This window comes from Methylobacterium sp. OAE515, from assembly GCF_041806315.1.
Classification (GTDB): Bacteria; Pseudomonadota; Alphaproteobacteria; order Rhizobiales; family Beijerinckiaceae; genus Methylobacterium; species Methylobacterium tardum.
In genome coordinates this window covers 5,646,038-5,672,625 of sequence record NZ_JBGMUV010000001.1, presented here as the reverse complement: position 1 = coordinate 5,672,625, position 26,588 = coordinate 5,646,038, and the positions used below count along the sequence as shown (strand labels likewise).

Here is a 26,588-nt window from a genome sequence, read left to right as displayed (position 1 = left end):
TATGGCCGCCGGAATCATCGGAGCTCTCACCGCTGCCCCCGCGGTAATCGAGGGCATCACCAACATCATCGGCCGCTTTATCCCGGATCCAGGGCAGCAGGCGCAGGCCGCGATCGAGATGCAGAAGCTCGTCGCTGATCGCGAGGCCGCGGTGGCGCAGTCCGCCGCCGAAATCGCCAAAGCTCAGGCCGAGACCAACACGGCCGAGGCGCAGAATCCGTCGCTGTTCGTGGGCGGCTGGCGCCCGTTCGTCGGCTGGGGCTGCGGCGTCGGCCTGCTTTACGTGGCCCTTGTGCAGCCGCTCCTCGCGTGGCTGACGGGCATCATGAACGCCGCGCTCTCCATCGGCATCCCCATGCCGCCGGTGCCGCCGTCGGAGGTGCTGATGACCGTGCTCACCGGCATGCTCGGGATCGCGGGGCTGCGTTCCTACGACAAGGTGAAGGGTACCGCCGCGCCAGCGATCGCGCCGAAGCGCTGAGCCGTGGAGTACATCCTCCTCGCCGCGGCCGATGTCCCGACCGGGATTCCGACTGGCATCCCCCCCGCGGTCAACGACGCGGCTTCCAAAATCGTCGCCGAGGGCGGCGTTACCGGCGCCCTTCTGGTTCTTGCCCTTGCGGCGATCGCGATCCTCGCCTGGATCGTCGTCTGGTGGCAGCCGAAGCAGCACAAGGCCGCCCTCGAAAAGCAGCAGCAGGAACACGAAGAGGACCGCGACGCGTGGGACGAGCGGCATCGCGCCATCTCGGACCAGCGGATCGCCGAAATCCGCGAGGTGATGACGGCGCTCAACAACAACACGGGCGCGCTCAACGTCATCTCGCAAACGCAGGCTGACAGGACGGCCTCGATGGAGCGCTTGGCCGCAAAGCTCGGCGAGCTCGTCCAGCACGTCGCTAATCTGGAGCGCCTCAACGGCGAACAGAAGAGCGGGATCGAACGCATCGCTTGGTCCCTCAGCGGCAAGGCCCCAAGCCTTCCGGGGCCGCCGTGATGGGGGCGCTCAAGATGCTCCAGCAGTGGCTGACCACGCCGAAGTCAGACCGCCCGACGCGCAGGGGCGGTCCGCCGCCAGTCGCGCCTGTCGAGGCGGGAACAGCCTCAGTCAGCAAGGCACGTCTAGCCAACGACCGCGCCGCCCTGGGGCTCGTGCTCACCTCGGGCCAAGCAATGTCGGCCGAGACCCGGATCCAGGCGACGATGTCCGACATGCTCAGGAAGATGGACAGGGCGCACGATGCAGTGGACTAGGGACGTCCTGTTCAGCCGGTTCTTCTGGCTCTTCGTCCTGCTGACGATCGGATTCGGGCTCGTTGCCCACGCGACGCCACCGGACGATCTCGGCGAATGCGTTCGGGTCTTCATCCTCTCCGCGGCGGCCATCGCCTTGGTGACCTACTGGCCGAACGCCATGCGGGCGATCGCCGGCCGGCGGTGGCCAGACCCATCAAACCGTGGCGTAATGGGGGTCTTCCTGCTCGCGATCGGTTCGGTCGGGACGGGGATCTTCGGCGGTCTCTGGCGGTTCGGAGGGTTTCAGAACTTCGTCGTCAACAACGCGGTGAACTACTACTTCATCACGCTGGCCGGCGTTGGCTTCATGCTGATGGTGAGCGCGCCCAACCTGTTCGGCGAGGGCGTGCCGCCCAAGGAGCGCATCCTGCTCGGCAGCAAGTGGGTGATCGCGCTCAGCCTCGTGCTGGTGCTGGCCCTGACCCAGCCGGATTTGCGCTGGCTAGTCGAGAAGCTGCGCCCGTGGCTGGACCGCGAGCCCCGCATCTGACGGATTAAGCCGCGCCCCTCCGCCGTCTACATCCCGTGAACGCAACCACCTCGAACCGCCCGGCTCCGGCCGAGGCGGTTTTTTCGTGCCGATGGCCGGGGTGGCCCACCGCTTGCGACGGCCGAGCTCCTCCAGACTTCAGCCCCGCCGGCACCGCCGCGCGGGGCTTTCCTTTGCCCAAGGCCTACCTAGATCCAGTTCCAGACCTGGGTGTGCCCCCCTCAGCTTGGGTCTCGTGAGCCCGCCCGGTCCGCCGCGGCGGGCTTTCTTTTGCGCCGCAGTTCGGTAGCTTCATCGGCGGATCCGCTCGTGCTCCCCCCGGAGGCTCGGATCTGGGAAGGCCCGCCCGGTTCGCCGACGCGGGCTTTTTCGGTCAGGATGCGGTGATACGTCGGTAGCTTGCCGCGAACGCCTCGGCTGCCTCACGGGTCAGATCAGTGACCACAAGCCCTGGGACGTAGATCGTCCAGACCCCGTCCGTGTCTTCGGATATGCGGATTTCGGCCACAGCTGACTCCCTGTTGGCCGAAAACAAACCAGAGCGAATGCTCCTCTTCCCAGATTTTTATCAATCAGTGCCGCTGGCGCGCCGGGAAGTGCGGGTCGAAGTTCTCGGTGCGCACGCGATCAGGCGCGTCTTTCGCTCGCTGGCGGCCTGGGAAGTGCGGATCGTAGAGGTCCGCCTGCGTCTCACGCGGAGTGGGCTTCGCGTCCCGTCCGCCGGCCTGTCCAGTCGCTGTGCTCATCGCCTGCGCTCCTGCGTTGTCAGACGAGTCGTATAGGCGACCGAAGGTTGCGACGCTGTTGCACCGGAGCCACCGCAGAGCCCTAGTCTCTGCAGCAATGCCTGGGAACGGGCATGCAGCGTCCTCGTTATCGCCTCAATCCATCTCTCACGAGGCTGCCATGAACGCTGAGCTGATCGAGACCCGCCAACAGGCCCTGGACCTCCTCGACGCTGACCTGATCACCTTCGGGGCGTATGTCGCTCTTTGCCGACATAAGGGCTGGCAGGCTTGAAAGGTCTGATCACAGGCTGATCACGCTCTTCAGCGAGCCCTATTAAACCCCGCTGGCACTGCCGGGCGGGGTTTTTTGTGCTTAGGCGACGCTTTCCGGCGCCAGTAGGCGCGCTGCATAATGCTTGGCTACCGCCTCAATTGCAGGCGCGAACACGCCGATGGTCCAGGGCATCTTTGCTTCGAGCCACAGGCTGTCATCTGCAACGACGACGTTGCCGCTGACGTCCTGCCCGAGAGCGCGAGCTGTGAAGGTCCGGCCGCCGTGTGACCAATCCGTCATGGCAACGGAGATGTTCTCCTTCTCCAGACGCCGCAGCGCCCAGTCGGTCTGACGATCAAGCCGCCGCCGTACTTCTTCGGCTCCGAGATCGTGAGGTATTGCGAGTGTGATGTGCTTCGGCATGTACCTTCCCGTGGTGGACACGCTGAAGCTGCAGGGCATCGGTTAAGCGATGGTAACCATGTTGCGCAGACGGTGGCATGCGGGGTGTTTGCAACCGGAATTAGATGTAGGATCCACGCGGGTCTGGGATTTTTGCCCCCACTAATCTCACGCCTGGCAAAGCCCGCCCGGCCCGCCGGTGCGGGCTTTTTCGTGCGCGATGCCGCGCACACGGCCTAAACACAACCGCTATCTAGGTGGCGTGAGGCTGATTTCATCGGGAGCGAAGGCATAGCCGAGGCTGCCGGACCAGGGCAAGACGAAGAGCCACCGCATGGACAAAGCTTGGTGGGCGATGCGATATTTGCGGGTCATACCATGACGTCCGCGGCCATACGCCAGGACAACATCGCCGCTGCTGCTGCACTCAATTATATAGAATGAGATAGAACGAGCATGCCAATCCAGATCGTTGACCTCGGTCGCAATAATCAAATCGATACGTCGGACGATTTCCTAGAACGCCAAAACGGCACCATATTTTTTGAACATAGCAATAGCCATATAATAATCGGAAAGAATACTAACAGTGATGATGTCTATCTTCATTGCGGCGCGAATGCGGCGATCCACATCGGCGATCACGTGCGTTTGGCCAAGGCGCGACTACATATTGTGGCGCCAACTAAAGCGATTGTCGCAGAATTTTCAGCCTTTGTTGGGCATGCATCAGTATTAGCGCATGAGGCGGCGGAGATCACGTTTGGACATAATTGCCTCATCGCTGACGAGGTGACGGTTTCCGTCAGCGACATGCATTCGGTCATCGACTTAGAAACTGGCGCGCGAACCAATCCCGCTCGGCCGATCATGATTGGCCACCGCGTTTGGATCGGCGCAAGATCGACCGTGTTAAAGGGCACGACAATCGGCGACGGGTCTATCATCGCTGCGCATTCGCTTGTCCGCGGGACTTTTCCATCCAATGTTATGGCGGGCGGCGTACCAGCTAAAATTATTCGCTCTGGTGTGACGTGGCGCACCGACCTAATCTGAGAAGGCCTAAGCTTACAAAATACTTATCTTATGTGCCACCCTCAGCGCCTGTTCCACGAAGTGGGCGATGCGGCTAATTCTGCACGGGCGGAACGACCCCCGTGAAGGCTGCCATCCCCGCCGCCTCGACCATCTCGGTAAAAGCGGCGTGCGCCTCCGCATCCGTCACGAACGTGTCCTGCCACCGAGTGCAGCCGGAGAAGTGGATCACCTCCAGGTGCCAGCGGTCCTGCGTGTCTGCCAGCCGGAAGATCTCGACCTCGATCGTCTCGCCGTCGCGCGTGAAGGCGCCCGAGAGCGGAGAGTGCTCGAACTCGCAGTCCTCGTCATCCATCGCTGACGCCCTGGCAGCCGTGCGGCGCTCGCCGCCACGGTCCCGCCCTCAGACTCACGCGTACCCGACGCCCACACGGTTCGGCAATCGCCCTCGGCCATCCTGTCCCCGAGCCAAGTTGCGTATCGGCTCGGCTCACGCTGGTGAGATCGGACGCTCCCCCGCCCCGTGAGCAGATCGGGGCGGGGCCGAGCGGGCGGCACAACGTGTCTCTGCCTGCCCGTTACGAAGCGCATCCCGGGACGGCCCTCATCAACATGCTAGGAAGAGACTTGAGGGAGTAATAGGCTGAGATCTTCGCCCGACGAATCCCAGGGATCATCTACTCTCCAGATCGGCATCACCATCGGGCTCGGTAGCGTCATCTCTGGTGGAATTGCCATTCCGCTCAGCATCAAGCCTTCGCCAATCTGTGAAGTAAATATAAAAAAATCGTCTTCGCTCATATATCCGAATTTATAGCAAAATCGCTTACCATAATTCCGCATGTTGGAGCGCTTTATGTTCCGGTACTCAGGTAACAGGTCGTTCAAATAATTTGCGATGGGTGCTCGCTGCGCATCTTGGATCTGCTGCCACATGCCGGCAATCCGATGCGCCGGTGTCAAGATGCGGCCTGTTTCTTTGAAATACAGGGCACAGGCCAGCTTGCGAAGAGCGACAAAGACCGCTGTCCTTGTAGACTTCGGCGCCGTAACAACCCCAAGATCTTTCAGAAGTTGCCCTGCTGGCCGCTTTATGCCCATGCTCTTGAGCTTGCGACGTATCTGGTTTGCCGAAAGATTTTTATCGGGAAAGGCGTCCGGGTAGTTATTGCAAATTCCTTGCGCCCGAGATCCGAAAGAGGCGGCATCAAGATTTTCAGGATTGAAATCCAGGGCCATCGCATAGAAGCCAAATATGGCGTCGTATGGCCTAGTAGATTGATTGCATGGGTCGCACGCCGGTAGTTCCATGCCCTCGGGATGATATCCGGGAGGGAAACATGCTCGCGGAGGTATATGATCCTCACTAGTAGAGGGCGATGCTCCACCGCAGAAACAACAAAAAGGATTGTCGCGTAGCAAACGTTGCTTTCGATTCAACTTGTGCTCCGATAAGCAAATCGGCGGACGGTCAGCTGGCGCTCTGCAGAGCAGCCCGCCAACTCTCGCGCGAATCTCTCCACGACGATGGTGCCGGCTGTTCTAATGGCTGCTCGTTAACCTGGCTGCGATACCCGGGCCATCATGTCAAACCTCCCGCCCCTCGTCGCCACCTGGCGCGACCAGATCGAGCGCCTGTCCGAGCACGCCTCACCGTGCTGGTATCTCCTGCCAGCGAGTTGGGTAAACGCGCTGGCCTTTTGGTAGATCTTGCGGTCTGGATAGCTGATCAAGATGCCGCAAGCTTGTTAAAGAACTTTTCAAATGCCAAGCCGTGCAACATCTGCTCGGACCAGTACTCAAGCTCGTCGGGCTCAGCGCTACGGCCAATGATGCGAGTGAAGGCCAATTCGATATTCGGCTTGTGCACCTTATTCTTCAGGCGCTCAGCCTCTTGTGCGTTGGGTGCGCGCCCCTCTCCACGTCCATAGAGAAGGTAATGCTCAATCGGATCAACGCCCGCGGCTGATACATCTGCATATTTCTGTGCATACCAGTGCGGATCGAAATTATCGATTTGGTATTTGGAATTTCTACCTTCTACTTCGTTTGCCCGTCTGCCTTCACGATAGCCGTATACGAAATAGTGATACCAGGGACTCTTACCGCTTTCGGCAACATCTTTATAAGTCGAAAGATACCAAGCTGGATCAAATCGATCAAACAGATCGGAAGCAAGTGCCTGCTGGGGATTCTTATAGAACCCCATTCTCTCTCCATGCTCCCTATAATGTTGAGATGCCGTCATTCCATTGGGAATGAAAGCGCGATAAGTTGCATCATACCAATTTACGTCGATTTTATCGTTGATTGGGCTTATCCGGTTTTCCATTATATCACCTTCGCATCGCATCGTTACGGGTGGCCAAGCCTGTTGGCTGGCAATTGCACATCAACGTTAGGCGCAAATAACCACTCTATATTTGACTGCGGTGCTAACGCTGATAGATTTATGCCCTGCGCCCTGTAGGTCAGCTACGAAGCCGGAGCAGTTCGATACTTCAGTGCCTACCACTTACTGCAATCTCACAAAGATTGGCGCATTAGGTAATCAATGAGGCCTAACTCGGAATAGCGCGATGCTGCCAAATAGACCAAAGAATTGGTATCGGTCGTCTTTCAGGATTGTGTCGCAAACACCCTGGTAGACGGCATAGGGGTGATCAGGCACAAAGTTGTTCGGGTCAGAGAAGTCGTGGAATAACGCGAAGCCACCGGGTACTAAGACGTCTGCGAGCCTGGATGCCGCCTCGAACGTTGTGTCGTAACCATGCCAGTGGTCGATAAACGCAACTCCGTATTGCGATCCCTCAGCGATACGCTGATCAAGAAATTCTGTTGCGTCGCCAACATGAAAGTTCACGTAATCGGAAAGCTCTCTGTCGCGCATGGTCTTCTGCGCGCTGGCGCTCCATTCGGGTGAGATATCGACCGTGTCGATATGTACTTTCCGCCACTCAGGGTTGGAGTGGTTCTTCAGAGCAGTTGCCATCAAAAATGATGACAGGCCCTCGTTCGTGCCTAATTCCAGAATGTTATGCCCCCTGAAAGCGGCATAGTACGCCATTTCATAAAGCTTAAGGGCCTCGTCGCGTTGTAAAAATCCATTAATTCCATAGTCAATCTGGAAGGGGACATTATTACGGCCAAGCGGACATGTCGTAATATCTCTGTGGAACTGATCTATATAATCTATAAACCCCATCGTGTAGGTATAATCACTTTCGGTATTTCCACTAATGATTTCGCTCGGTAGCGGCCATCTCGATTGATTAGAAGTCATTCCGCGAACAGAGGGATCGCTTTGATCAAGCTTCTTGCGATATTCTAGGGCGATATCCTCATATCTATCTCGGTTTTTGACGTCCATGATTATCTCACATCTAGCTAATCGTGGTTCGCCTCCCTAACCGGATTCGCGCGGGTGCACAACCGGAGGTTTGCAGGCCCTGTCGAACACCCACTATAGGTAAGCCACTCTCGTCACTGGCAAATCTCGTCACTCGAGCATGGCTCCCCAATCGTGGAATAAGCCGGCGCGCTGATCGTCACGATAGCTCGGCAACCGGCGTCGAGCCGGACCGCATCAAGTTCGAGCGGTTCAGTGGCTACCGAACGAAGCCGGGTCAGACCTGGGGGGCCGCTGGCCTGGGAGTTCGCGGCGCGGGCCCGCTGACGCTCCCGCTTATCCCGGGTCACGTGCTGCTCCCGTCGCAAAAACTAGACCAAGCCGCGCCCCATCGGCGCGAGAGGTGCTCATCACCCTATTGCGGGGCTGAGCCTAACAAACGTGCCTATAACCAACTTTAGCCGGATTGTTTGTGGAACAGCCACAAGGACCGGCAGGGAACTGTGCTCGATGTCGACCTTACCTAGCACTGCGGCGCTGAAAAGCCCGGGCGAGTCTTATCTCCACGTGCTGCACGCCCTGATGCTGCGCGATATGCGCACGCGCTTTGGAGCTTCCCTGTGGGGCTATGGCGTGGTGGTGCTGTGGCCTTGTGTGCATGTCTTCATGCTGATCGCGATTTATTCGTTCCAGAAGATTCCATCACCTCTCGGCGACAGTAGAGCGATATTCTTCGCGAGCGGGGCGGTTCCAGTACTTGTATTTCAATACATCTCGCGCGAAGTAATGAAGGCGGTCATTTCGAACAGACCACTTACTTATTATCCGCAAGTTAAGCTGTTTGATGTTATTTTTGCACGGATTTTAGTGGAGATCGTGACCGGGTTTCTAGCCCTCATAGTCGTCTTTACCGTTCTCCTTTGCATGGGTGAGAATCCGGTGCCAGCCAACCCTTACGAGGCAATGTGCGCCTACGCGTCGGCAATTCTTCTTGGGATTGGTATAGGGACCATCAACGTCGCCATCATTGGTTTCTTCCCGGGATGGCTCTTAGGCTACGCCTTATTAAGTATCGTGCTCTATATTTCAAGCGGCGTCATTTTCATGCCGAGCTTCCTTCCGGACAATATCTACATGTGGCTGAAGTACAATCCGGTTCTTCAGCTAGCTGAATGGATGAGATCCGCATACTACCCCTATTCAGGTCTTGATATTGATCGTATGTACATAATATTGTTCGCCTTATCGGCAATTTCGATTGGACTTTACCTTGTTAAGACTGTGGTCGCAAAGATGACAGCTTAAATAGTATCATCTTCGAGGCATGGAGCGGGGTCGCGCAGTTGCGTTTGGTTCCGGCGGGTCTCGCTTGGAGGCGGGCCATTCGTCTTCCACGCGCACCAGCGCACGCAAGTCGGAGAGCGCCTGAAGGTAGCCCTTCTGCTCGTCGGTCACGAGGTAGAGCTGCGCTCGATCGCATCCGTCAGAGCGCGTGCGATCACCTTCGCCGCCGCGAGCCCCTCGGCCGGCGAGACCCGCCTCGTCTGGGTCTGACGCTCCCGCCCGGCCGCCACGTAGATGTAGGCCGCGACCACGTCACCCGAATCCATCACCTTCACGGCTTCCTCCAGCTGCACGATCCGCAGCGGGAGGGTCAGACCGAAGGGGCTAGCGGCGCGTCAGGCATCCTACTCCTCCATCAGCCCCCGGCTCATGGCGATCCTCACGAGCTCCGCATCGCTGAACAGCAGGTCTCCGATACGCCACCGGTCCATCTCCTCTCCAACCGGCGCGACGGCGATGCCGGCGGCTTTCAGGGCCGCGACGGCCTTGTGGACCGGATCAGTTTCGTCGCCCAGGCGCGACGCCATCAATGCCGCAGCCAGCCGAGTCTGAGCCTCCACGACCCGTTCTTCGTCGGTCCGAATGGGCATATCAGCGGCTACCCCCTCGGCGATGTGCCGCGTGGCTCTCTCGTCAAGACCGAGCCCGCCCGCGAATCCATGCAAGCGTCGCATCATGTGCTGGATCGCGGCGCGCTCGTGCGGGGCTTCCGGATCATCGCTCATCAGCCCGCCCGCTTCGCACTCCAACTGCCGCGGCACTCGACCAGACCTCCAGCCGTGCGCCATGTGCCGCTGCCGCTGCCCTTCGAAGTCAGGCTGCCGGCAATTGGCACCTTGTTTGAGCCCTGGGTGATCGTAGCCTGCACGACACCACCCGCCGACACACCGCCATCTATGTCGACCTCCTCTCCGGGGATCGAGGCGTCGCTATCTTTGATCTGCACGTGGTAGTTCGTGCTCGCTGAGCAAGGCCCTTCTTCCGTCGTGGCGACGATGGTCCAGGAGCCGTCGAACTGGTCCGGCACACGCACCTTCTTCGTCGCGGCATCAACTGGGCTGAGAGCGCCTACAGTCAGGCCGGCGGCTAGGATCATAAGAGAGGTGCGTGCCACAGATAGCTCCAACGGTCGCGTCGCCGGTGCTGACCACGCTCCACCAGAGAACTGAGGCTTTGACTAAATCGTTTCAAAAATTGTTTCGGCAGCGATCCAGTCAAAAAAGGGTTTGGCAGTAGGTTCACGATACCCGAACGCGAAACTCTCTCACGTGTCTGTCCGTAATAGCAGATTATGCAAACCCATCATTTGATGGGTACGGCGCAAATGTCGAATTCACTGAGGAACTTTGGCGAGAGTTATAGGCTTTTGTGAGCCATGCGGGCGCTCAGTCTGCGCCCCAAAGGAGTTCTCACATGAAGAAGATGACGTTTGCGCTCGCCGCCGCCACCCTGGTTGGAGGCATTGCCCTCAGTGCTGGTTCAGTGTCAGCTGCCCCGATGTTCGTCCGCGGTCTCCAAGCTGGTCAATCCGGCGTTACTCAGGTTCGCTGGATGCACGGCGACCGCATGATGATGAAGAAGCGGATGATGCATAAGCGGATGATGCGCCGTCACATGATGAAGAAGCGGATGATGCACCGCATGTGAGGCGCTCACCGCCGAGGTCAGAAGGGCTCTAGCAGGAGCCCTTCAACCATCAACCGCTGTGCCTGATCAATGAGGCCGAAGCCTTGTCCCGCAGCTACAGGCTCGTGGCAGTGCCCTGTCCTTCGTACCCTGGGTGCTTCCGTTGGATCGTGTCGTCCTCGGATGGACTTTTCTCCGAGCAATCAACCTATCCCTACGCGACAAAAGCAGCGGCTATGATCGTAGGGCGGATCCGAATGGCGGATCTCAGCGGCGGCCGACAGGGAACGGAACCGCTCATCCCTGAACCGGAAAGCCCATGATGACGGCGGTCATCACCATCGTGCAGCGCAGTCCGGGCGTGGTGGCCTTGTCGGCGAGCAGCTTCTTGGCCTGCGGGTGCATCTCGATCGCCTTGGCCACGTCGATGGTGTGCCCCGACTTGAAGACGAACGGCTTGGCGTTCTCGTCCTTCAGGTAGGCAGCGGTGGCCGCCTCGATCTCGTCGTCCGTTACCTCGGACTTCCGGCGCAGGTCGCCGACGCTGGGGATCTCTTTGGCCATGGCAGAGAGCTATCGCAGCAGATCTCAGCCGTCCATGAGCCCCATTCGCGTTGCCTCGTCGAGCACCTCGGCGCCGGTCATCACCTCTCCGTTGATGCGCCACAGCGAGGGGTCTTCGGCAAAGGGCTCGACCATGTAGCCAGCCGCGATCAGCGACGCGACGGCTTCAGGAATCAGGTCTGTGGCATCGCTCATAAGGCGAGGCTACCGCGGGCAGGGGAGGGCGCCAACCGGTGGGACCTCAGGGGCAAAAAGCCCAATGATTCCGTGGACGGTTTTCGGGTCCCACTCGGGTCTAAGTTATTGATCTTTCAGGCTCGGCGCGGTCCCCTTGGGAGCGCCACCGGCGCATTTCTGCAAATCCGACAACGACATCGCGGAAGTGCGATCAATATCGCTTCCGCGGTGGGGCCATGCTGCCCCTTTGCGAAGCGTTCCCGGGCGCGGTCGTTCCCCGCGCGCTGCGCTTCCCGGATGTCGTGTTCGACTTTCTCCGGCATCGGATAATCCGTCACGGCCGTGAGCGCGCTGCATCTGGCGGCGCGCTTGTCAAGACGGACTCGGCTGACTTGCGCAGGTCAGGGCTTGAGCGATGCGGCGGCCGGGGGCATGCCACGCCCCAGATCGATTTCGAAGCCAACCCTCGACAAGGCTTGCCGTCTCCCGCGATCCGGGAGACCAGATGCTCCGCAGGAAGCCGCTGGCGTATGGACTGCCGGTTGCCGGCCTGAAGGTCATGTCCGGGACCGGTGGGGCTCTGGTCTCGGGCGCAGAGATGGGCAGGGCGACCATGAGAGCGGCGACGAGCCTGTTGCGTTGGTTGCCCAGCTTCCTTGGGATGTGGGCGCTGCTGTCCAGCAGCGCCTGGGCGCAGGCCACCGACGTCACATTTCATGGGCCGCAGGGCGTGGAGCTACACGGCGTCCAATACCGGCCCGGTGGCGCAGGACCATTCCCTGCCGTCGTCGCCCTGCATGGCTGCGGCGGGCTCTACGATCGCAGCGGCGTCCTCAACGCCCGGCACGCGGATTGGGGCGAACGTCTCGCCGCACAGGGATTTCTCGTCCTCTTCCCCGACAGCTTCGGGTCAAGGGGGCTCGGCTCCCAGTGCAGCACGATCGGTCGGGCGATCCGGCCCGGCCGCGAGCGCGCCGCGGATGCCGAGGCAGCCAAGGCCTATCTGCAGGCTCGGCCCGACGTGAGGCCCACGGCCGTTTCGCTGCTCGGATGGTCGAACGGAGGGTCGACCGTGCTCTATGCCGCCGGTGCACGTGTTGCCGACGGTCGGCCGCCGTTCGCCCGAGCTGTGGCGTTCTATCCTGGATGTCGCGCACTGGCCGAGCGCGGCTGGCACGATCGCGTGCCGTTGCAGATCCTGGTTGGCGGTGCGGATGACTGGACGGGCGCCGCCGCCTGTCAGAATCTTGCCGCAGCCGCCCAAGCCCGCGGAGAGCCGGTCGCGATCACGGTGTACCCCGGCGCCTACCACGACTTCGATCATCCGGCCCTGCCGATCCGCGAGCGGCGGGGCTTGGCCCACACGGTGGCCGGCGACGGGGTGGCACATGTCGGCACCGATCCGGCCGCGCGCGAGGATGCCCTGATCCGCGTGCCCGCGTTCTTGGCGCGTTAGGATTCCTTGAAGCCTTTCGGATGCGCTTCGGCGAAGCGTGCTCGTCGCTTCGCTTCTGCCGGTCCCGCCGGCCCCGCGCGAAAAAAGGCCGTCGCGCCGGCAGCGGGCCGGATTAAGCCGGAACAACGGACGTCTACCTCTCGCAACGCCAGGGTTCTCATCGCGATCGGACCCGCTTGGCTCAAGAGGAAGTTCATGCGTTCACTCGTTCTCGGCGCCGTCCTTGCCGCCCTGATCCCACTTTCGGCTCAGGCCCAGGAGGCCGGCGACGCAGCCGCCGGCGAGAAGGCGTTCGCCCCGTGCAAGGCGTGCCACAACTTCCAGAAGAACGGCGTGGGTCCGGACCTGAAGGGCGTCGTTGGCCGCAAGGCGGGCACCTATGAGGGCTACAACTACTCCGCCGCGCTGAAGAACTCCGGCCTGACCTGGGACGAGGCCACGCTTCACGAGTGGCTGAAGAACCCAAAGGCGAAGGTGCCGGGTAACAAGATGATCTTCCAGGGCTACCCCGACGACAAGAAGATCAACGACGTGATCGCCTACCTCAAGACGCAGTCCTGAGCCAAGCGCAGGCGAAATATCGGCACGGGCAGATGTGCTCGTGTCGGCTATTGCATTGCGCAAACTGCTCGATCTCGATTTCGGAAGTACTGAGCGTGAACGAATTTACGCTGACGTAATAGATGCGAGAGTTTGTCACCGCGGGCGCTTTTTATGGCGCGCGGCTTTGTTAGACTTCCAGGAGGTGCTCGGCGTAACGCACCGAGCGCCCTCTTCCTTCAGCCCCGCCGGCCTCGCCGCGCGGGGCCTTTTTGGGTCAGGCCTCGCCCAGTGCGCGGGTCAGCCGATCGCGCGCCCGGCTCACGCGGCTCTTGACGGTGCCGGGCGGGCAGCCGAGCACGGCCGCGGCGGCCTCGTAGGGTAGGCCCTCGATCGCGACCAGCATCAGCGCCTCGCGATGCGGCGGCTCGAGGCCGTCGAGAGCGGCCTGCACCTCCTGCAGGCGCAGCGCGTGATCCTGTCCGGCTGGCTCCGTCATGGCCGCGGCGTGAAGGCCGTTGGGATCCGGCACCTCATACCGACGCTTGCGCCGCCCGTTGATGAAGCCGTTGCGCAGGATCGTGAACAGCCAGGCAACGAGGCTGGTGCCCGCCTGGAACCGCTCGCGATGCTCCCAGGCCTTGAGCAGGGTGAGCTGCACGAGGTCGTCGGCCTCGCTGCTGTCGGAGGCCAGCGACATGGCATACCGGCGCAGGCGCGGCACCATGCCGATCAGGTCGTCCTTGAAGGCGCTCGGAACCTGCCGGTCGGACTCGGCTGCGTCGAGCGCCGCCGAGAGGCGTTCCAGGACCCCACCTAGGCGAGAGCCTGGATCGATCTCTACAACTTCTGAATAGTATTGCCGCAGCCGGTCGCCGAGCTGGGCAGGCAGTTGGGAAATGTCGGAGCCGGACGCATCGGCCGGTTCCCGCTGTTCGTCGGCGGGCTGCACGGGGAGCACTCGTGTCGATTGGGAGAGGTCGCCTGGTCGGCGGGTGATGAGGCCCGCATGAGGGCCTCTTATTTATCCCTAACTGAAATCGTCCACGTCAATGATGCGTGTATACCAGGAAAATAACATGGGTGACGGAACCGTCTTGCGCACAACCCGTTTGTGCCCCGCTGCCAACTGGGCAGTGGCAGACATGACGGGTGAAACGAGCCGTGACGGTTGGCGTCGACAGGCATGAACTCCGGCAGATCATCGCCGGCCTCAGCGAGGGAGTGATCCTGGTCGAGCCCGACCAGACCATCGCGTACGCCAATGAGGCCGCGCTCGCGATGCACGGCGCCGAGAGCCTCGATGAGCTCGGATCGACCATCGACGCATACCGGCAGCGCTTCGCCCTGCGCTACCGCAACAATCTCACGCCGAACCATTACCCGATCGAGCGCGTGGTCGCGGGGGAGCGCTTCCACGATGTGATCGTCGAGGTGAAGCGCGCGGACAAGCCCGACATGGACTTCGTCCATTCACTGCGCAGCCTCGTCGCCACCGACCGCGACGGCAATCCGAGCTGCCTGGCGCTGATTCTGAAGGACGTGTCCGACCAGTTCGAGGCCGAGGCGCGCTTCGAGGCGGCCTTCAACGCCAATCCGGCGCCCGCGGTGATCACGCGCTTGTCGGACCTGCGCCACGTCAAGGTCAATCACGGCTTCCTCGAGATGACCGGCCACACCCGCGACGCCGTGATCGGCCGCAGCGTCTACGAGGTCGACGTGTTGGCGGGCTCGCGGAACCGGGACCTCGCCGTCGCGCGCCTGAACGAGGGCGCCACCATCCCGCAGATGGAGGCCTGCCTGGACTTGCCCGACGGCGGCTCGCGCTTCGTCATCGTCGCGGGTCAGCCGATCGAAATGGGCGACGAGCCCTGCATGCTGTTCACCTTCGCGGATCTCGATCTGCGCCGGAAGGCCGAGGCCGCCCTGCGGCAGAGCGAAGAGCGCTTCGCCAAGGCATTCCGGCTCACCCCCGTACCTACGGTCCTTGCGCGCGCTGAGGATTTCCAGGTCACCGGCGTCAACGAAGCCTTCGGGCGCGTCTTCGGCTTGGGCGAGGACCGGATCGTCGGCCGCAGCCTGACCGAGGCCGGTCTGTGGGTGAGCGAGGCTCAGCGCCTACAGGTTGAGGCGTCGCTGGATCGTCACGGCTCCGTGCGCGGCGCCGAGGTGTGCCTGAAGCACGAGAGCGGCACCAATCTCGACTGTCTCGTCTCCGCCGAGCGCGTCGCCATCAACGAGGCCGGATTCGTGCTCCTGGTCGTCCAGGACATCACGGAGCGCAAGCACACCGAGCGTGAGCTGTTCGACGCGATCGAGACCGTGATGGCCGATACCTCGTGGTTCAGCCGGGGGCTGATCGAGAAGCTGGCCAACCTGCGCCGGCCCGACCGTGAAGGCGCGGATGGCTCGGCGCCCAACCTCACGGTGCGGGAACGCCAGATCCTGAACCTGATCTGTTCCGGGCTCGACGACGACGCGATCGCCCGAAAGCTCAGCCTGTCGCGCAACACCGTCCGGAATCACGGCGCTGCGCTGTACCGCAAGCTCGGGATCCACAAGCGCAGCGAAGCGGTCGTCTGGGGACGAGAGAACGGTTTTCCGCTGAGCATACCGGCAGATGAAGATCACGCTACCGGTACATCTGCATCATTGATCGAGACGGGTGGGCGCACATCTTCCGGTCGAGCCCCGGTAGTCTCGCGGACGACGAAGCGCCCATGACCCAAGACAGGAATTCGACTTCCGCCGATCACCTCAAGGCGTCCGTCACGGAAGCCATTGGCAAGCTGACCGGCGAGAGCCGGGTCGAAGCCGAGGGTCGGCGCAGGGGGCGCGGCGTTCGCACGGCCGACGCCGACGGAGCCGCGCCCGGACGATCCAAGCCCACCGGCTCGGATCAACGCTAGGCCGAAGCCATCCGGCGCCCCGTGGCAGGGCGCCGCCCAACCGAACACCACCAGAGAGGAGAACGACATGGTCGACACGGATCGGATCACGGGCGCAGCCCGGGAGTTTGGCGGCAAAGTACACGGCGCCGTTGGCGACCTGACCGGCTCGAAGCGGGACTCCCTTGAGGGCCGCGCCCGCGAGGCAGCGGGCCAAGCCGAGGGGGTCTACGGTCAGGCGAAGGACACGATCCGCGGCGCTGCCGAGCACGTCGCCGACACCGCCCGCGACCTCGGTGGCAAGCTTCGCGATGCCGTCGATGACCGCCTGGGATCGGACGATGTCGAGACCCGCGTTCGCCGTGCCCAGGGCGCCGTCGAGGATCAGTACGTTCGGGCCGAGCGGGGCGTGCGCCGCGCCGCCGACGAGGCCTACGACTATGCCGAGGACGCTTATGAGCGCGGCGGCCATTACCTGCGCCGCGGCAGCCGTGAGGTCAGCCATCAGGTGGCTGAGTACCCGCTGGCCTCCCTGTTGATCGCCGGCTTGGCCGGTTTCGGCCTCGGCCTCCTCGTCAGCGCATCCCGCGACTGAGCCGCCAGCTTCTCTCAACCTTCAACGACTCAAGACCCGGAGTAAGAGCGTGACCACCATACAGACCGTTGCAACGCCCCTAGGCACCGAGGCACACGCTGATACGCGTGCCGTCCTGCTGAACCAGGTCTCCTGGGGCGCCATTTTCGCCGGCGCCGTGACCGCGCTGGTGACCCAGGTCGTCGTCAATCTCGTCGGCGTCGGCGTCGGGCTGGCCTCGGTGGGCACCAACAGCGCCGACAACCCGGCTGCCTCCAGCGTCTCGCTGGGCGCGGGCATCTGGTTCGTCGCCTCCGGCATCGTCGCCTCGCTGGCCGGCGGCGCCATTGCGGGCCGGCTCTCGGGCAAGCCGCTGCCGGGCGCGGCCGCTCTGCACGGTCTGGTGTCCTGGGCGGTGACGACCCTGGTGGTACTCTATTTGCTGACTTCGGCGGCCAGCGGCCTGATCGGCGGCACGCTCAGCACGGTGTCTGGCGCGCTGGGCGGTGCGGGCAACCTCGTGGGCGGCACCGTGCAGACCGCCGCGCAGGCTGCGGCCCCGTCGCTGTCCAAGATCTCGAACCCGCTGGACGGCATCGAGCAGAAGGTCCGCGAGCAGGCCTCCGGTCAGGATCCTCAGGCGGCCCGCGACGCGGCGGTCGCAGCCATCAAGGCGCTGTTCACCGGCGACGCGAACCAGAAGCAGCAGGCTGAGACCCGCGCGGCCGACGCCCTGGCGAAGGCGCAGAACATCCCGGTCGATCAGGCCCGCCAGCAGGTGCAGGATTACGAGAAGCAGTACGACCAGGCGGTGGCCACGGCCAAGCAGAAGGCCGAAGCGGCGGCCGTGACGGCGAAGTCGGCGGCCACGCAGGGCGCGTTCTACGCCGCGCTGGCGCTGGTCCTCGGGGCGCTCGCCGCCTTCTTCGGCGGCCGCCTCGGCGCCCCGAAGCCCGCGACCCTGCTCGGCGGCTACGAGACCCGCCGCCTCTGATCCCCATCGGCTCCCGCAGGAGCGCGGGAGCCGCTCATACCGGCGCGAGGCCGGCCAACCTACCTGAAGGAGAGCACGCGATGAGCAGCACCACCGACAAGATCAAGGGCCTGGCCAACGAGGCCGTCGGCAACGTCAAGCAGGCGGCCGGCAAGGCCACCGGCAACGACAAGCTCGTGGCCGAGGGCAAGGCTCAGGAGCTGAAGGGCGAGGCGCAGAAGACGGTCGGCGACGTCAAGGACGGCGCCAAGAACCTCGCCGACAAGGTCACCGGCAAGCGGTGATCTCAAGGATGGCGCCGGCAGGTCCGGCGTCATCCATACCGGCGAGGCAGACGACTTATTTCGACACTCGGTCCAGAGACAGGAGTTCCGCATGAACCGCGACCAGATCCGTGGCGCGTCCCGTCACCTCAAGGGTCGCGCCCAGACGGCCATCGGCGGCATCACCGGCGATCCGGCCCGGCAGGTCCGCGGCGCCGTGAACCAAGTTGCCGGCGGCGCGCAGTATGCCTACGGGCGTGCTCGAGACCGGGCTGAGGATCTCGCCGAAGACGGGCGCCACCTTGCCGAGGTCGCGCGCGCGCGGGCCGATCGCCCGATCGACGACGGTCGCCAACGGGCTCGGGAGACCGCGCGGGACCTCAGCCGTCGCGGCGAGATCTACGGCCGCCGCGCCGTGGACACGATCGGCCGGAACCGCACTAACACGCTTCTCGGGCTGGGCGCGCTGGCCTTCGCGGCCGGCTGGCTCACTCGCCGCACCCGCTGATCAAGGAGTTCTGAACCATGCTGCGCAAAATCCTGACCGCGTTCATCGTGCCGAAGATCATTGCCTATCTCGGCCGTCGCTACGGTGGCCGCGCCGGGCGCCGCGGCGGACCCGGACGGACCTTCTAGCGACATCCCGGAGACGGCATTTGCCGCGGATGAGAGGGCTCGCGACGATCTTCCTGCGCCGGGAATTCATCTTCCTGGCGCTGGCGGTCCTTCTGGGCGCGGCCGCGGTCGCAGCCTACTGGGCGTCGCGCGCCACGGTGCTGACCGTGGCAGTCGCGCCCCGCGACGGAACCGAGCCGGCCCTGATCCAGGCCTACGCGGATGCCTTGGCCAAGCAGCGTAAGGAGATTCGCCTCAGAATCTTGGCTTTTGATGATGTGCGTGACAGCGCCGAGGCTCTGCGTGACGGCCGTGCCGACCTGGCGGTCGTCCGGCCGGATGTCGATCTGCCCGACAACGGCCTAACCATCGCGATCCTGCGGGATCAGGCCATGATCATCGCGGCGCCGGAGGGCTCCGGGATCTCCCGGTTTCCCGATCTCGACCGCAAGCGTCTCGCCATCCTGGCCCACCGCGACGCCGACGAGGCGCTGATCCGCGCTCTGCTCGGCCATTACGGCCTGACGCTGATCACGACCGAACCGCAGGGCGCCGTGCCGCCGCGCCATGTCGCCCTGGTGGAGATTGCCGAGGCGGACCTGGCCGACGCCATCGCCCGCAAGCGCGCCGATGCGGTCATCTCGGTGATCGCGCCGACCGCGCCGACCGCGCAGCGCATCGTCGACATCGTTCAGAAAGCGAGCCGGACACAGAAGGTGTCGTTCGTCGATGTCGAGAACGCCGATGCGCTCGTCGCGCGCATGCCGCGACTTCAGGTCGTGACAATGCCGGCCGAGACCTTCGGCGGTAGCCCCAAGGTGCCGGCCGAGGACGTCCACACGGTCGGAGCTTCCTACCGCCTCATGGCCCGGTCGAGCCTCCCGCGCTCGGTGGCGGCGGACGTGACCCAGCACCTCTTCGAGCTGCGCAGCGGCATGGCGAATGTCACGCCGGCTGCCGATTACGTCCAGGCGCCCGCCTACGACAGCACGGTGGGCGCGACGAGCGCGCGTCTGCCGATCCATCCGGGGGCGGTCGATTATTTCGAGCGCGAGCAGCAGAGCTTCATCGAGCGCTACGAGACCTGGATCTACCTGATCGCGTTCCTGAGCGGCGGCATCGGCTCTGCCGCCGCCTGGGTCGGGCAACGCCTGTCTCGGTTGCGCCGCGAGCGCGTCGAGGAGGCGACCGATCGGCTCCTCGAGATCCGGCGGGAGGCACAGGACACCTCCGACGCGGCGCGTCTCCAGGCCCTTGCGCGGGAGATCGACGACCTCGCCGGCGAGATCGCCAAGCATGCGCTCGAGCGTCCGACCGAGGCCAGAACCCTGTCCGCCGCGTTGATCGCCATCGACGCGGCCCGCTCCACGATCAAGCGCGCGATCGCGACGGGTCGGACAGGAAACGCGACCGCTGCTCTGTCCGAGGACATGGCTGGGCCAACCTCCGCCGCGGCGGAGTGAACCAATTGCAGCGGCTGACCGCTGCAACATCCGGGCCGATGAGCCTGATCGAAGGAAGGACGACGCGATGAGCAAGGGATACCCCTCCATGACCGCGCTGCTGGGTCTTCTGGCGGTGGCCGGCTTTCAGAACCGAGACAAGATTTCCGAATGGCTCGGCGGCCACGGCAAGGAAACCGGCCGCTCCCCGGTCCCGCCGGTTCCGGGCTCGACCGCCGGGTCCAGCTCGACGATCCCGGCGAACCTGGAGCGCGTGCTTGGCGGCGTCGGCTCCGCCGGTGTCGGCGGCCTGATCGCGAGCGGCCTGGGCGAACTGATCGAGCACTTCACCAAGGGTGGTCACGCGGACACCGCACAATCCTGGATCAATCACGGGCCCAACCGCGACATCCCGGCCGCCGACCTCGAGCGCGCCATCGGCCCGGAGACCCTGGCGGCCCTGGAGCAGCAGACCGGCCTCAGCAAGAGCGAGGTGCTGGCCCGTCTCTCGCGGGACCTGCCCTCGGCGATCGACCGCTACTCGCCGGACGGGCGCCTGCCGGCGCTCGGCTGAGCCGCACCGCAGCGGCCGTCGTGGTGACGAATGTTGCCGCGACGGCTCCGGCTGCGCGTCGCGTTCTCACGCCGGGACGGCGCACGGCTTCGTCTGGAGACGCCGCTACTCGATCAGCTCGTCGGCCTTCGCCATCAGCGAGGGCGCGATCGTCAGACCGAGGGCGGCGGCCGTCCGGAGATTGATCACGGTCAGGAAGCGCTCGCTGGCCTGAACGGGCAGGTCGCCGACGACGGCGCCGCGCAGGATCCGGTCGATGTAGCCGGCCGCCCGCTGCACGTCCTGCACAACGCTGGTCGTATAGGCCGCGAGACCGCCCATCCGCACCTGCGCCGCGTAGGCGTAGACCGCGGGGAGGCGATAGGCTGCCGCCAGATCGATGATCCGCTGACCGTAGACCCCGGTCACCGCGTCGGGCAGCGCGATCAGCCCACCCCCGGGCTCCCCGGCAAAGGGGGTGATCGCCTGCGCGATCTCTTCGGAATTGTGGATGCCGGCAATCCGCGCCTCGATGCCCAGCCCGGGGCCGACCCGCGCGAGTTCGGCCGTATAGGCCGCCAGGCGGGCGGGATAATCGGGATTGACCAGGGCGAGCGCGCGGGTGACGTCCGGGTCGAGTTCCTTAAGGAGCTGCAGCCACTTGCCCACCAGGGTGAAGTCGAAGTTCGTGAAGCCCGTGAGATTTCCGCCGGGCCGCGACAGGCTGGTCACGAAGCCGGCTCCGATCGGATCCTGCAGCATCATGAACACGACCGGGACGGTCGTCGTCGCCCGCTGTAGCGCGGTCGCCCCGACGACGCCCTGCGCCAGGACGACATCGGGTTTCTGCGTGAGGATCTCGTTCGTCTGCCGGCGCAGCGTCTCGGCATCGCCGTTGCCATAGCGGAGATCGACCGCGAGGTTCTGGCCCCAGATCCATCCGGCCCGCTGCAGGGATTCCTTCAGCGTATCGACGATCACCGGACTGTCGGGATGGGTCTCTCCATAGACGAGGAGGATCCCCAGCCGGCGCTGCCCGCCGGACTGGGCCAGGCCGGATGCGGGCCAGGCCGCGGCACCGCCCAGGCCCAGGATCAGGTCACGCCGTCTCATGCCGGCACTCCGGCCGGCCCCGGTTCGCGGGCGCGCCCCGCCGCGCCGTCAGCGGATCTCGATGCGGGTCCCATTCGATCCGTTGAGCAGACGCTTCAGGTGGTAGGCGGCTACGCCGTCGTCGGGGCGCAGCCCGACCAGGGCCGCGAAAGCGGGGAGCGCCGCGGCTTCGCCGGCCTCCAGCTTGGCGAAGGCTTCCTGGTAGCGGGTCAACGAGGCCGCGTCGTAGACGACCTCGGTGAGGGGTTCAAAGGCACGCAGAGCTTCCTGTTTGCCGCGCAGGAGCAGGTCGCCGAGCGGCCGGCCGCGGAACTGGCCGGCGCGGATGACCACGCTCTCGCTTACGCAGATCCGCGTCCCGAACGCCTTGTTGGCATTCTCCAGGCGGGCCGCCGTGTTGATGGTGTCGCCGTAGGCCGTGTAGTCGAAATAGCGGCCGCCGCCGAAATTCCCCACGATGGCCGGCCCGGCATGCACGCCGATCCGCGTCACGCCGATCTCGATGCCGCGCTCGCGCCAGCGGGCCCGGAAGCCTTCGGCGGCCTCATCGAGGGCCAGCGCGCAGCCGACCGCGCGGGCCGCGTGGTCCGGCTGGTCTCCCGGCGCCCCGAACAAGACGTGGAGCGCGTCGCCGACGATCTTGGCCACGGTCCCCTCGTGGGCGAAGACGAGGTCGGTCAGCTCGGCGAAGTAGCCGTTGAGGATCTCGGCCAGCTGGGTTGGGTCGAGACTCTCGACCAGGCTGGTGAAGCCCGCGATGTCCGTGAACAGCGACGCCACGTCCCGACGGTGGCCGCCAAGTTCCAGGCCCGACGCGTCCCCGGCGAGCTGCTCGGCGAGATTCGGCGAGAAGTAGCGCGCGAGCGACGCGTGCGCGCGCTCGGCGAGCGATTGCCGCCGCCGCCCCTCGCGCAAAGCCTCGACGTGCCGCAGCGTCCGCTCGATCGTTGTCTCCAGATCCGTGAAGTCGATCGGCTTCGTCAGGAAGTCGAAGGCGCCCCGGTTCATCGCGGTGCGGATATTCGCCATATCCCCATAGGCCGAGACGATGATGGTCGTCGGCCGGTCGGCGAGTTCCTCCAGCTTGGCGAGCAGCGTCAGCCCGTCCATGCGCGGCATGTTGATGTCCGACACCACGAGGTCGATGTCGCGGTTCTCGGACAGGCTCTCCAGCGCCTCCTGCCCATCGTGTGCGAACAGGAACGTGACCAAACCCTGGCGGATCTGACGGCGGAATTTCTGGGTGATCAGCGCCTCGAGGTCCGGCTCGTCGTCGACCACCAGGATCTTGGCGCTGGGCAGGCCCGAACTCATTCCGTCTCCCCGATCGTGGCGAGCCTGCGGTCGACCTCCGCCTTCAGCAGCGCGAAGTCGATGGGCTTGGTGATCAGCCCGACCGCTCCGGCGGCCTCGACGGCCTTGCGCGTCGCGGCATCGCCGTAGGCGGTGATCATGATCACCGGCACGTCGGGCCGCGCGGCCCGCACCAGCGGGAGGAGTTCCAGCCCGGTCATTCCCGGCATGTTGATGTCGGAGAACATCAGGATCAGGCTCGGGCCGTCCGAGGCGGTGATGCGCGACAGCGCCTCCGGTGCCGAATGGGCGAACGCCATCTCGAAACGCCCGGCCCGGAGCTCGCGGCGAAACTGCTGGCGGAACAGGTCGGTCACGTCGGGTTCGTCATCGACCACGAGGATCAGGACGTTCATGGCTGGCTCTTGGGCTCGACCGCGAAGGCGGGTGTGGGTGCGGTCACGGGCTCAGCCACATCCGCCCCCTGCCGGGGCAGCACGATCGTGAACTCGGTGAATGCGCCGGGCTCCGTCGCGACGTCGACCGTGCCACCATGCTGCTTCACCACGATGTCGTGGCTCAGGGACAGGCCGAGCCCGGTGCCCTCACCGGCCGGCTTGGTGGTGAAGAACGGGTCGAACATCTTGGCTTTGACGCTCTCGGGTATCCCGGTGCCGTTGTCGCGCACACGGATCTCGACGCTGCCGCCGCGATCCCGTGTCACGACGGACAGGGTCGGCGCGTAGCCCGGCACGACGCCCTCGGCTCTCTTTTCGGTGGCGTAGAAGCCGTTCGACATCAGGTTCAACAGGACGCGCGTGATCTCCTGCGGATAGATGTCGGCAATTCCGGCCGCCGGGTCGTAGTCGCGGGCGAGGGTCACGTTGAAGCTGGGTTTGGCTGCGCGGGCGCCGTGATAGGCCAAGTTCAGGCTTTCCTCCACGAGGGCGTTGATCTCGACCGGGCGGTGCTCGCCGGAACCCGTGCGCGAGTGCAGCAGCATGTTCTTGACGATCGAGTCGGCGCGCCGGCCGTGCTGGACCACCTTATCGAGGTTGCCCTTCAGAAGTCCGGCGATCTCGTCGACCTCGTCCCGGATGTCGGGGTCGAGTGCTGCGGGCTTGAGCGCGTCCCGAAGCTCGTCCACCAGTTCTTTCGAGAGCGACGCGAAGTTGTTCACGAAGTTCAAAGGGTTCTTGATCTCGTGGGCGATGCCTGCGGTGAGCTGCCCTAGCGAAGCGAGCTTCTCGGACTGCACGAGGCGGCTCTGCGCCCTCTGCAGGTCGTCGAGGGACTGGTTCAGGTCGCGGGTCCGCTCCTCGACCTTGGCTTCCAGGGTTTCATAGGATTCCTGGACGCGGCGGGCCATGGAGTTGAACCGGTGGGCGAGGGTCTCGATCTCGTCGCCGGTGCGGATCACGATGCGCTCCGACAGGTCACCGGCGCCGAAGCGCTCCGCACCGTCCTCGAGCTTACGGATCGGGATCACCATGCGTCGGGCCAGGAAGGTCCCGGCCACACCCGCCATGAGGACGCCAAGCCCCATCAGCGACACGGTCTGGATGATCGATTCTGTGAGTGGTTCCATCGCCTCCCGCAGCGACAGCTGCACGAACACGATCCAGTCGACGCGCGGGACCACGGCGTGCGCGGCGAGCACGAGCCCGCCGCCGAGCCCGCTGGTGATCTCGTAATCCTTCGCGGCAGCCTTTCCGGACAACGCTCCGGCGACCTCCGGCAGGCCGGACAGGTCGGTGTCGCGCAGGACGAGGCTCAGGTCCGGATGGGCGATCAGGCGTCCGGTCGCGGTGGTCACGAAGGCGTAGCCGCTCGTGCCATTGCGGATCGCGCTGACCACGTCCCAGATCAGCTTCAGGTTGACCTCCGCGACGGTCACGCCCGGGTCGCGCCCGGCATGCGCGACCGAAACCGTCATGTACGGCTCGGATCCGCGCCGAAAGTAGACCGGCCCGAACCAGGTCTTGTCCTTGAGCGCCTGGGTGAAGCGCGGCGCGGTGGAGAAATCCTTGCCGCTGGCGACGACGTCCGGCTCAAGGCGCGAGACCCGCAGCTGTTCCTTGCCGCTGGGATCGAGATAGGCGACCTCGGTGATGGCGGGCGCCTGACGCAGCAGCCGGATGAAGTCGTAGCGCTGTTGCTCCAGGGGAACCCGGCGCCACTCCGCCCGTGTCGTCCAGCCGATCTGGCTCTCGATCTCGGAGAGGAAGGCTTCGACGCGTTCCGCAGCTCCGCGCGCCTTCTCGCGCTGCACCTCGATCGCCGTCCGCTTGGCATCCTCGAAGTTCAGGGACAGGTCGACGACGCCGTTGATGAGCAGCACGAGGGTCACGAGGCCGACGAAGGCCACCGCGAACTTTCCGGAAAGCGGGAGGCGGAACCGCTTCGGTGCGCCGAGTAGATCGGGAGCCGCGCCGAGCGCGCGAAGGCTCGTCATTCGACGATCTCATCAGCCTGAGCGAGCAGCGCCGACGGGACATCCAGACCGAGGCTGCGCGCGGTCTTCAGGTTCACCACGAGATCGAACTTCGTGGGGGCCTGAACCGGCAGGGTCGCGGGATTGTCGCCGTGCAGGATACGGTCGACATAGGCGGCCGCGCGCCGGACCGCCTCGGTGGTGTCGGGACCGTACGACATCAGACCGCCGCGGTTGGCGAAACGCCGGATGGCGAACACGGTCGGGATCCGGTGATCCGCCGTCAGCGCGACGATGCGGTCCCCGTTCGCTTCGCTGAAGGTGCCGGGAGCCACGATGAGCCCGGCATCGCCCTGCCGTCCGAGGTCGGCGATGACGGGGTCGATGTCGGTACTTCTCTGGACCATCACAACGTCGGGTTCGATTCCCAGGGCGGTGGCCGCGCTTCTGAAGGGATCCGCGTAGAAGTTGTTGCCCCGTATCTCGCTGCTCGGGTTTGCCAGGAGCGTGACGCGCCGGAGCGTCGGAACCGCCTCCTTGAGGGCGGCCAGCCATTTCCCGCCGAGCGATGACTCGTACAGGGTGAAGCCCGTGATGTTGCCCCCCGGACGCTGCAGGCTCGCGACGTAGCCGAAGCCGACCGGGTCGGACGCCCCGACGAACACAATCGGGATCTTGCGGGTCAGCGCGGACACGGCCGTGAGCTGGGCGCTCAGATACGTGAAGATGACCTGCGGTTCTTTGGCGACCAGATCGGCTGCGAGCAGGCGCGTGCGCTCGCGGTCGGCCCCGCCCCACTGGTCCTCAACCCGCAAGGTGCCTCGGCCGTGGTCACGAAGGGCCGCGTGGAATGCCGCCGAGAGGGCCAGACCTTCGGCATCGTCGGCTGCGAACGGCCAGAGCGCCGTCACGTGCGCCGGTTGCGCCTGCGCGCGCGCGCCGAGGGGCCACGCTGCCAGCGCTAAGGGCAATCCAGCGATTACGCTCCGCCGCCTCATCCGCACACCGCGCCAGCCTCACCAGCATCGGCCCGCGCCGCGCGGGCTCGGCCGCGCGGCCACGGGAGCCGCCCTGGCGATCCAGCGCGGACCTTAGTGCAAGCCCGGACCGCGCACCACGCGCAGGCCCAAGTGCGGTT

Annotated in this window: 32 protein-coding genes; 15 read left to right on the top strand and 17 right to left on the bottom strand. The window is 64.3% G+C overall.

The annotated features are described in order from the left end of the window. Position 1 precedes the first annotated feature (1 nt). The 3 genes from ABIE45_RS27635 to ABIE45_RS27625 all read left to right on the top strand — a co-directional run bounded on the left by ABIE45_RS27635 (position 2) and on the right by ABIE45_RS27625 (position 1,786). Entirely contained in the window at positions 2-481 is a 480-nt protein-coding gene (locus tag ABIE45_RS27635; RefSeq protein WP_192707466.1) for a 3TM-type holin, read from the top strand. Positions 482-484: 3 nt separating this feature from the next. Then, positions 485-997, top strand: coding sequence for a hypothetical protein (locus ABIE45_RS27630; RefSeq protein WP_192707467.1), 513 nt, complete (start codon positions 485-487; stop codon positions 995-997). A gap of 243 nt (positions 998-1,240) precedes the next feature. After that, on the top strand, positions 1,241-1,786 hold the full coding sequence (locus tag ABIE45_RS27625; RefSeq protein ID WP_192707468.1) for a hypothetical protein: 546 nt from the start codon (positions 1,241-1,243) through the stop codon (positions 1,784-1,786). A gap of 572 nt (positions 1,787-2,358) precedes the next feature. Here the strand turns inward: ABIE45_RS27625 and ABIE45_RS27620 are convergent. Together ABIE45_RS27620 and ABIE45_RS27615 are read right to left on the bottom strand one after the other, a co-directional pair. Next, entirely contained in the window at positions 2,359-2,532 is a 174-nt protein-coding gene (locus ABIE45_RS27620) for a hypothetical protein (RefSeq protein ID WP_192707469.1), read from the bottom strand. A gap of 355 nt (positions 2,533-2,887) precedes the next feature. Continuing rightward, positions 2,888-3,211, bottom strand: a complete 324-nt coding sequence (locus tag ABIE45_RS27615; RefSeq protein ID WP_192707470.1) for a polyhydroxyalkanoic acid system family protein — start codon at positions 3,209-3,211, stop codon at positions 2,888-2,890. A gap of 435 nt (positions 3,212-3,646) precedes the next feature. Here ABIE45_RS27615 and ABIE45_RS27610 point away from each other — a divergent pair, with 435 nt between their 5' ends. After that, complete coding sequence (locus ABIE45_RS27610) at positions 3,647-4,246, top strand: acyltransferase (protein ID WP_192707471.1); 600 nt, start codon at positions 3,647-3,649, stop codon at positions 4,244-4,246. Between the two features lie 73 nt (positions 4,247-4,319). On the opposite strand, the gene ABIE45_RS27605 is transcribed toward ABIE45_RS27610, so the two are convergent. From ABIE45_RS27605 to ABIE45_RS27590, 4 genes are all read right to left on the bottom strand, one after another. Further along, positions 4,320-4,580: a hypothetical protein gene (locus ABIE45_RS27605; RefSeq protein ID WP_192707472.1), complete on the bottom strand. Its 261-nt coding sequence runs from the start codon at positions 4,578-4,580 to the stop codon at positions 4,320-4,322. A gap of 260 nt (positions 4,581-4,840) precedes the next feature. Continuing rightward, complete coding sequence (locus ABIE45_RS27600; protein WP_192707473.1) at positions 4,841-5,464, bottom strand: hypothetical protein; 624 nt, start codon at positions 5,462-5,464, stop codon at positions 4,841-4,843. A gap of 490 nt (positions 5,465-5,954) precedes the next feature. Then, complete coding sequence (locus ABIE45_RS27595; protein WP_192707474.1) at positions 5,955-6,557, bottom strand: hypothetical protein; 603 nt, start codon at positions 6,555-6,557, stop codon at positions 5,955-5,957. Between the two features lie 219 nt (positions 6,558-6,776). After that, positions 6,777-7,595, bottom strand: a complete 819-nt coding sequence (locus tag ABIE45_RS27590) for a class I SAM-dependent methyltransferase (RefSeq protein WP_192707475.1) — start codon at positions 7,593-7,595, stop codon at positions 6,777-6,779. Positions 7,596-8,084: 489 nt separating this feature from the next. Between ABIE45_RS27590 and ABIE45_RS27585 the strand changes: the two genes are divergently transcribed. Then, entirely contained in the window at positions 8,085-8,879 is a 795-nt protein-coding gene (locus ABIE45_RS27585; protein WP_192707476.1) for an ABC transporter permease, read from the top strand. A gap of 146 nt (positions 8,880-9,025) precedes the next feature. On the opposite strand, the gene ABIE45_RS27580 is transcribed toward ABIE45_RS27585, so the two are convergent. From ABIE45_RS27580 to ABIE45_RS27570, 3 genes are read right to left on the bottom strand one after another with little or no spacing between them, the layout of a single operon-like run. Continuing rightward, on the bottom strand, positions 9,026-9,211 hold the full coding sequence (locus tag ABIE45_RS27580; RefSeq protein ID WP_209578344.1) for a hypothetical protein: 186 nt from the start codon (positions 9,209-9,211) through the stop codon (positions 9,026-9,028). Between the two features lie 51 nt (positions 9,212-9,262). Then, positions 9,263-9,643, bottom strand: coding sequence for a hypothetical protein (locus tag ABIE45_RS27575; protein WP_373622726.1), 381 nt, complete (start codon positions 9,641-9,643; stop codon positions 9,263-9,265). Then, entirely contained in the window at positions 9,643-10,032 is a 390-nt protein-coding gene (locus ABIE45_RS27570) for a heme utilization protein (protein WP_192707478.1), read from the bottom strand. The genes ABIE45_RS27575 and ABIE45_RS27570 overlap by 1 nt, the downstream gene beginning before the upstream one ends. A gap of 299 nt (positions 10,033-10,331) precedes the next feature. Between ABIE45_RS27570 and ABIE45_RS27565 the strand changes: the two genes are divergently transcribed. After that, positions 10,332-10,565: a hypothetical protein gene (locus tag ABIE45_RS27565; protein ID WP_192707479.1), complete on the top strand. Its 234-nt coding sequence runs from the start codon at positions 10,332-10,334 to the stop codon at positions 10,563-10,565. Between the two features lie 276 nt (positions 10,566-10,841). Here the strand turns inward: ABIE45_RS27565 and ABIE45_RS27560 are convergent, their stop codons facing one another. Both ABIE45_RS27560 and ABIE45_RS27555 read right to left on the bottom strand, forming a co-directional pair. Further along, entirely contained in the window at positions 10,842-11,108 is a 267-nt protein-coding gene (locus ABIE45_RS27560) for a hypothetical protein (RefSeq protein WP_192707480.1), read from the bottom strand. Positions 11,109-11,132: 24 nt separating this feature from the next. Continuing rightward, positions 11,133-11,303, bottom strand: coding sequence for a hypothetical protein (locus ABIE45_RS27555; RefSeq protein ID WP_192707481.1), 171 nt, complete (start codon positions 11,301-11,303; stop codon positions 11,133-11,135). Between the two features lie 487 nt (positions 11,304-11,790). On the opposite strand from ABIE45_RS27555, the gene ABIE45_RS27550 reads away from it, so the two are divergent. Together ABIE45_RS27550 and ABIE45_RS27545 are read left to right on the top strand one after the other, a co-directional pair. After that, positions 11,791-12,741, top strand: coding sequence for a dienelactone hydrolase family protein (locus ABIE45_RS27550; RefSeq protein ID WP_373622724.1), 951 nt, complete (start codon positions 11,791-11,793; stop codon positions 12,739-12,741). Between the two features lie 195 nt (positions 12,742-12,936). Next, a complete protein-coding gene (locus tag ABIE45_RS27545; protein ID WP_192707482.1) occupies positions 12,937-13,302 on the top strand; it encodes a cytochrome c family protein in 366 nt (121 codons plus the stop codon). 256 nt (positions 13,303-13,558) lie between these two features. Here ABIE45_RS27545 and ABIE45_RS27540 read toward each other — a convergent pair whose 3' ends face one another. Further along, on the bottom strand, positions 13,559-14,233 hold the full coding sequence (locus tag ABIE45_RS27540) for a sigma-70 family RNA polymerase sigma factor (protein ID WP_192707483.1): 675 nt from the start codon (positions 14,231-14,233) through the stop codon (positions 13,559-13,561). 212 nt (positions 14,234-14,445) lie between these two features. On the opposite strand from ABIE45_RS27540, the gene ABIE45_RS27535 reads away from it, so the two are divergent. The 7 genes from ABIE45_RS27535 to ABIE45_RS27505 all read left to right on the top strand — a co-directional run bounded on the left by ABIE45_RS27535 (position 14,446) and on the right by ABIE45_RS27505 (position 20,631). Then, a complete protein-coding gene (locus ABIE45_RS27535; RefSeq protein ID WP_373622723.1) occupies positions 14,446-16,005 on the top strand; it encodes a PAS domain S-box protein in 1,560 nt (519 codons plus the stop codon). Positions 16,006-16,257: 252 nt separating this feature from the next. Next, positions 16,258-16,764 (top strand): CsbD family protein, encoded by a 507-nt coding sequence (locus ABIE45_RS27530; RefSeq protein WP_192707484.1) that lies wholly within the window; start codon positions 16,258-16,260, stop codon positions 16,762-16,764. A gap of 49 nt (positions 16,765-16,813) precedes the next feature. Then, positions 16,814-17,737: a PhnA-like protein gene (locus ABIE45_RS27525; protein ID WP_192707485.1), complete on the top strand. Its 924-nt coding sequence runs from the start codon at positions 16,814-16,816 to the stop codon at positions 17,735-17,737. Positions 17,738-17,817: 80 nt separating this feature from the next. Further along, positions 17,818-18,021: a CsbD family protein gene (locus tag ABIE45_RS27520; RefSeq protein ID WP_192707486.1), complete on the top strand. Its 204-nt coding sequence runs from the start codon at positions 17,818-17,820 to the stop codon at positions 18,019-18,021. A gap of 91 nt (positions 18,022-18,112) precedes the next feature. Further along, entirely contained in the window at positions 18,113-18,508 is a 396-nt protein-coding gene (locus tag ABIE45_RS27515; protein WP_192707487.1) for a CsbD family protein, read from the top strand. Positions 18,509-18,665: 157 nt separating this feature from the next. Beyond that, positions 18,666-20,078, top strand: coding sequence for a TAXI family TRAP transporter solute-binding subunit (locus tag ABIE45_RS27510; RefSeq protein WP_192707805.1), 1,413 nt, complete (start codon positions 18,666-18,668; stop codon positions 20,076-20,078). A gap of 67 nt (positions 20,079-20,145) precedes the next feature. Then, positions 20,146-20,631, top strand: a complete 486-nt coding sequence (locus ABIE45_RS27505) for a YidB family protein (protein ID WP_192707488.1) — start codon at positions 20,146-20,148, stop codon at positions 20,629-20,631. Between the two features lie 105 nt (positions 20,632-20,736). Here the strand turns inward: ABIE45_RS27505 and ABIE45_RS27500 are convergent, their stop codons facing one another. From ABIE45_RS27500 to ABIE45_RS27480, 5 genes are read right to left on the bottom strand one after another with little or no spacing between them, the layout of a single operon-like run. Further along, positions 20,737-21,723 carry an ABC transporter substrate-binding protein gene (locus tag ABIE45_RS27500; protein WP_192707489.1) on the bottom strand — a complete coding sequence of 329 codons (987 nt, stop codon included), beginning with the start codon at positions 21,721-21,723 and terminating at the stop codon, positions 20,737-20,739. A 48-nt stretch (positions 21,724-21,771) separates the two neighbouring features. Further along, on the bottom strand, positions 21,772-23,037 hold the full coding sequence (locus ABIE45_RS27495; protein WP_192707490.1) for a response regulator: 1,266 nt from the start codon (positions 23,035-23,037) through the stop codon (positions 21,772-21,774). Next, entirely contained in the window at positions 23,034-23,432 is a 399-nt protein-coding gene (locus ABIE45_RS27490) for a response regulator (RefSeq protein ID WP_192707491.1), read from the bottom strand. The genes ABIE45_RS27495 and ABIE45_RS27490 overlap by 4 nt, the downstream gene beginning before the upstream one ends. After that, positions 23,429-25,471, bottom strand: a complete 2,043-nt coding sequence (locus ABIE45_RS27485) for an ATP-binding protein (protein WP_192707492.1) — start codon at positions 25,469-25,471, stop codon at positions 23,429-23,431. Before ABIE45_RS27485 ends, ABIE45_RS27490 begins: the two co-directional genes overlap by 4 nt. Next, positions 25,468-26,361 carry an ABC transporter substrate-binding protein gene (locus tag ABIE45_RS27480; RefSeq protein WP_373622721.1) on the bottom strand — a complete coding sequence of 298 codons (894 nt, stop codon included), beginning with the start codon at positions 26,359-26,361 and terminating at the stop codon, positions 25,468-25,470. The genes ABIE45_RS27485 and ABIE45_RS27480 overlap by 4 nt, the downstream gene beginning before the upstream one ends. Between the last annotated feature and the right edge of the window lie 227 nt (positions 26,362-26,588).

Excerpts from the sequence above, each read along its gene's own strand:
- ABIE45_RS27635 (WP_192707466.1), top strand. The coding sequence starts at position 2 with ATGGCCGCCGGAATCATCGGAGCTCTCACCGCTGCCCCCGCGGTAATC.
- ABIE45_RS27625 (WP_192707468.1), top strand. The coding sequence starts at position 1,241 with ATGCAGTGGACTAGGGACGTCCTGTTCAGCCGGTTCTTCTGGCTCTTC.
- ABIE45_RS27620 (WP_192707469.1), bottom strand. The coding sequence starts at position 2,532 with ATGAGCACAGCGACTGGACAGGCCGGCGGACGGGACGCGAAGCCCACT.
- ABIE45_RS27615 (WP_192707470.1), bottom strand. The coding sequence starts at position 3,211 with ATGCCGAAGCACATCACACTCGCAATACCTCACGATCTCGGAGCCGAA.
- ABIE45_RS27610 (WP_192707471.1), top strand. The coding sequence starts at position 3,647 with ATGCCAATCCAGATCGTTGACCTCGGTCGCAATAATCAAATCGATACG.
- ABIE45_RS27605 (WP_192707472.1), bottom strand. The coding sequence starts at position 4,580 with ATGGATGACGAGGACTGCGAGTTCGAGCACTCTCCGCTCTCGGGCGCC.
- ABIE45_RS27600 (WP_192707473.1), bottom strand. The coding sequence starts at position 5,464 with ATGGCCCTGGATTTCAATCCTGAAAATCTTGATGCCGCCTCTTTCGGA.
- ABIE45_RS27595 (WP_192707474.1), bottom strand. The coding sequence starts at position 6,557 with ATGGAAAACCGGATAAGCCCAATCAACGATAAAATCGACGTAAATTGG.
- ABIE45_RS27590 (WP_192707475.1), bottom strand. The coding sequence starts at position 7,595 with ATGGACGTCAAAAACCGAGATAGATATGAGGATATCGCCCTAGAATAT.
- ABIE45_RS27585 (WP_192707476.1), top strand. The coding sequence starts at position 8,085 with ATGTCGACCTTACCTAGCACTGCGGCGCTGAAAAGCCCGGGCGAGTCT.
- ABIE45_RS27575 (WP_373622726.1), bottom strand. The coding sequence starts at position 9,643 with ATGAGCGATGATCCGGAAGCCCCGCACGAGCGCGCCGCGATCCAGCAC.
- ABIE45_RS27565 (WP_192707479.1), top strand. The coding sequence starts at position 10,332 with ATGAAGAAGATGACGTTTGCGCTCGCCGCCGCCACCCTGGTTGGAGGC.
- ABIE45_RS27560 (WP_192707480.1), bottom strand. The coding sequence starts at position 11,108 with ATGGCCAAAGAGATCCCCAGCGTCGGCGACCTGCGCCGGAAGTCCGAG.
- ABIE45_RS27555 (WP_192707481.1), bottom strand. The coding sequence starts at position 11,303 with ATGAGCGATGCCACAGACCTGATTCCTGAAGCCGTCGCGTCGCTGATC.
- ABIE45_RS27550 (WP_373622724.1), top strand. The coding sequence starts at position 11,791 with ATGCTCCGCAGGAAGCCGCTGGCGTATGGACTGCCGGTTGCCGGCCTG.
- ABIE45_RS27545 (WP_192707482.1), top strand. The coding sequence starts at position 12,937 with ATGCGTTCACTCGTTCTCGGCGCCGTCCTTGCCGCCCTGATCCCACTT.
- ABIE45_RS27530 (WP_192707484.1), top strand. The coding sequence starts at position 16,258 with ATGGTCGACACGGATCGGATCACGGGCGCAGCCCGGGAGTTTGGCGGC.
- ABIE45_RS27520 (WP_192707486.1), top strand. The coding sequence starts at position 17,818 with ATGAGCAGCACCACCGACAAGATCAAGGGCCTGGCCAACGAGGCCGTC.
- ABIE45_RS27515 (WP_192707487.1), top strand. The coding sequence starts at position 18,113 with ATGAACCGCGACCAGATCCGTGGCGCGTCCCGTCACCTCAAGGGTCGC.
- ABIE45_RS27510 (WP_192707805.1), top strand. The coding sequence starts at position 18,666 with ATGAGAGGGCTCGCGACGATCTTCCTGCGCCGGGAATTCATCTTCCTG.
- ABIE45_RS27505 (WP_192707488.1), top strand. The coding sequence starts at position 20,146 with ATGAGCAAGGGATACCCCTCCATGACCGCGCTGCTGGGTCTTCTGGCG.
- ABIE45_RS27500 (WP_192707489.1), bottom strand. The coding sequence starts at position 21,723 with ATGAGACGGCGTGACCTGATCCTGGGCCTGGGCGGTGCCGCGGCCTGG.
- ABIE45_RS27495 (WP_192707490.1), bottom strand. The coding sequence starts at position 23,037 with ATGAGTTCGGGCCTGCCCAGCGCCAAGATCCTGGTGGTCGACGACGAG.
- ABIE45_RS27490 (WP_192707491.1), bottom strand. The coding sequence starts at position 23,432 with ATGAACGTCCTGATCCTCGTGGTCGATGACGAACCCGACGTGACCGAC.
- ABIE45_RS27485 (WP_192707492.1), bottom strand. The coding sequence starts at position 25,471 with ATGACGAGCCTTCGCGCGCTCGGCGCGGCTCCCGATCTACTCGGCGCA.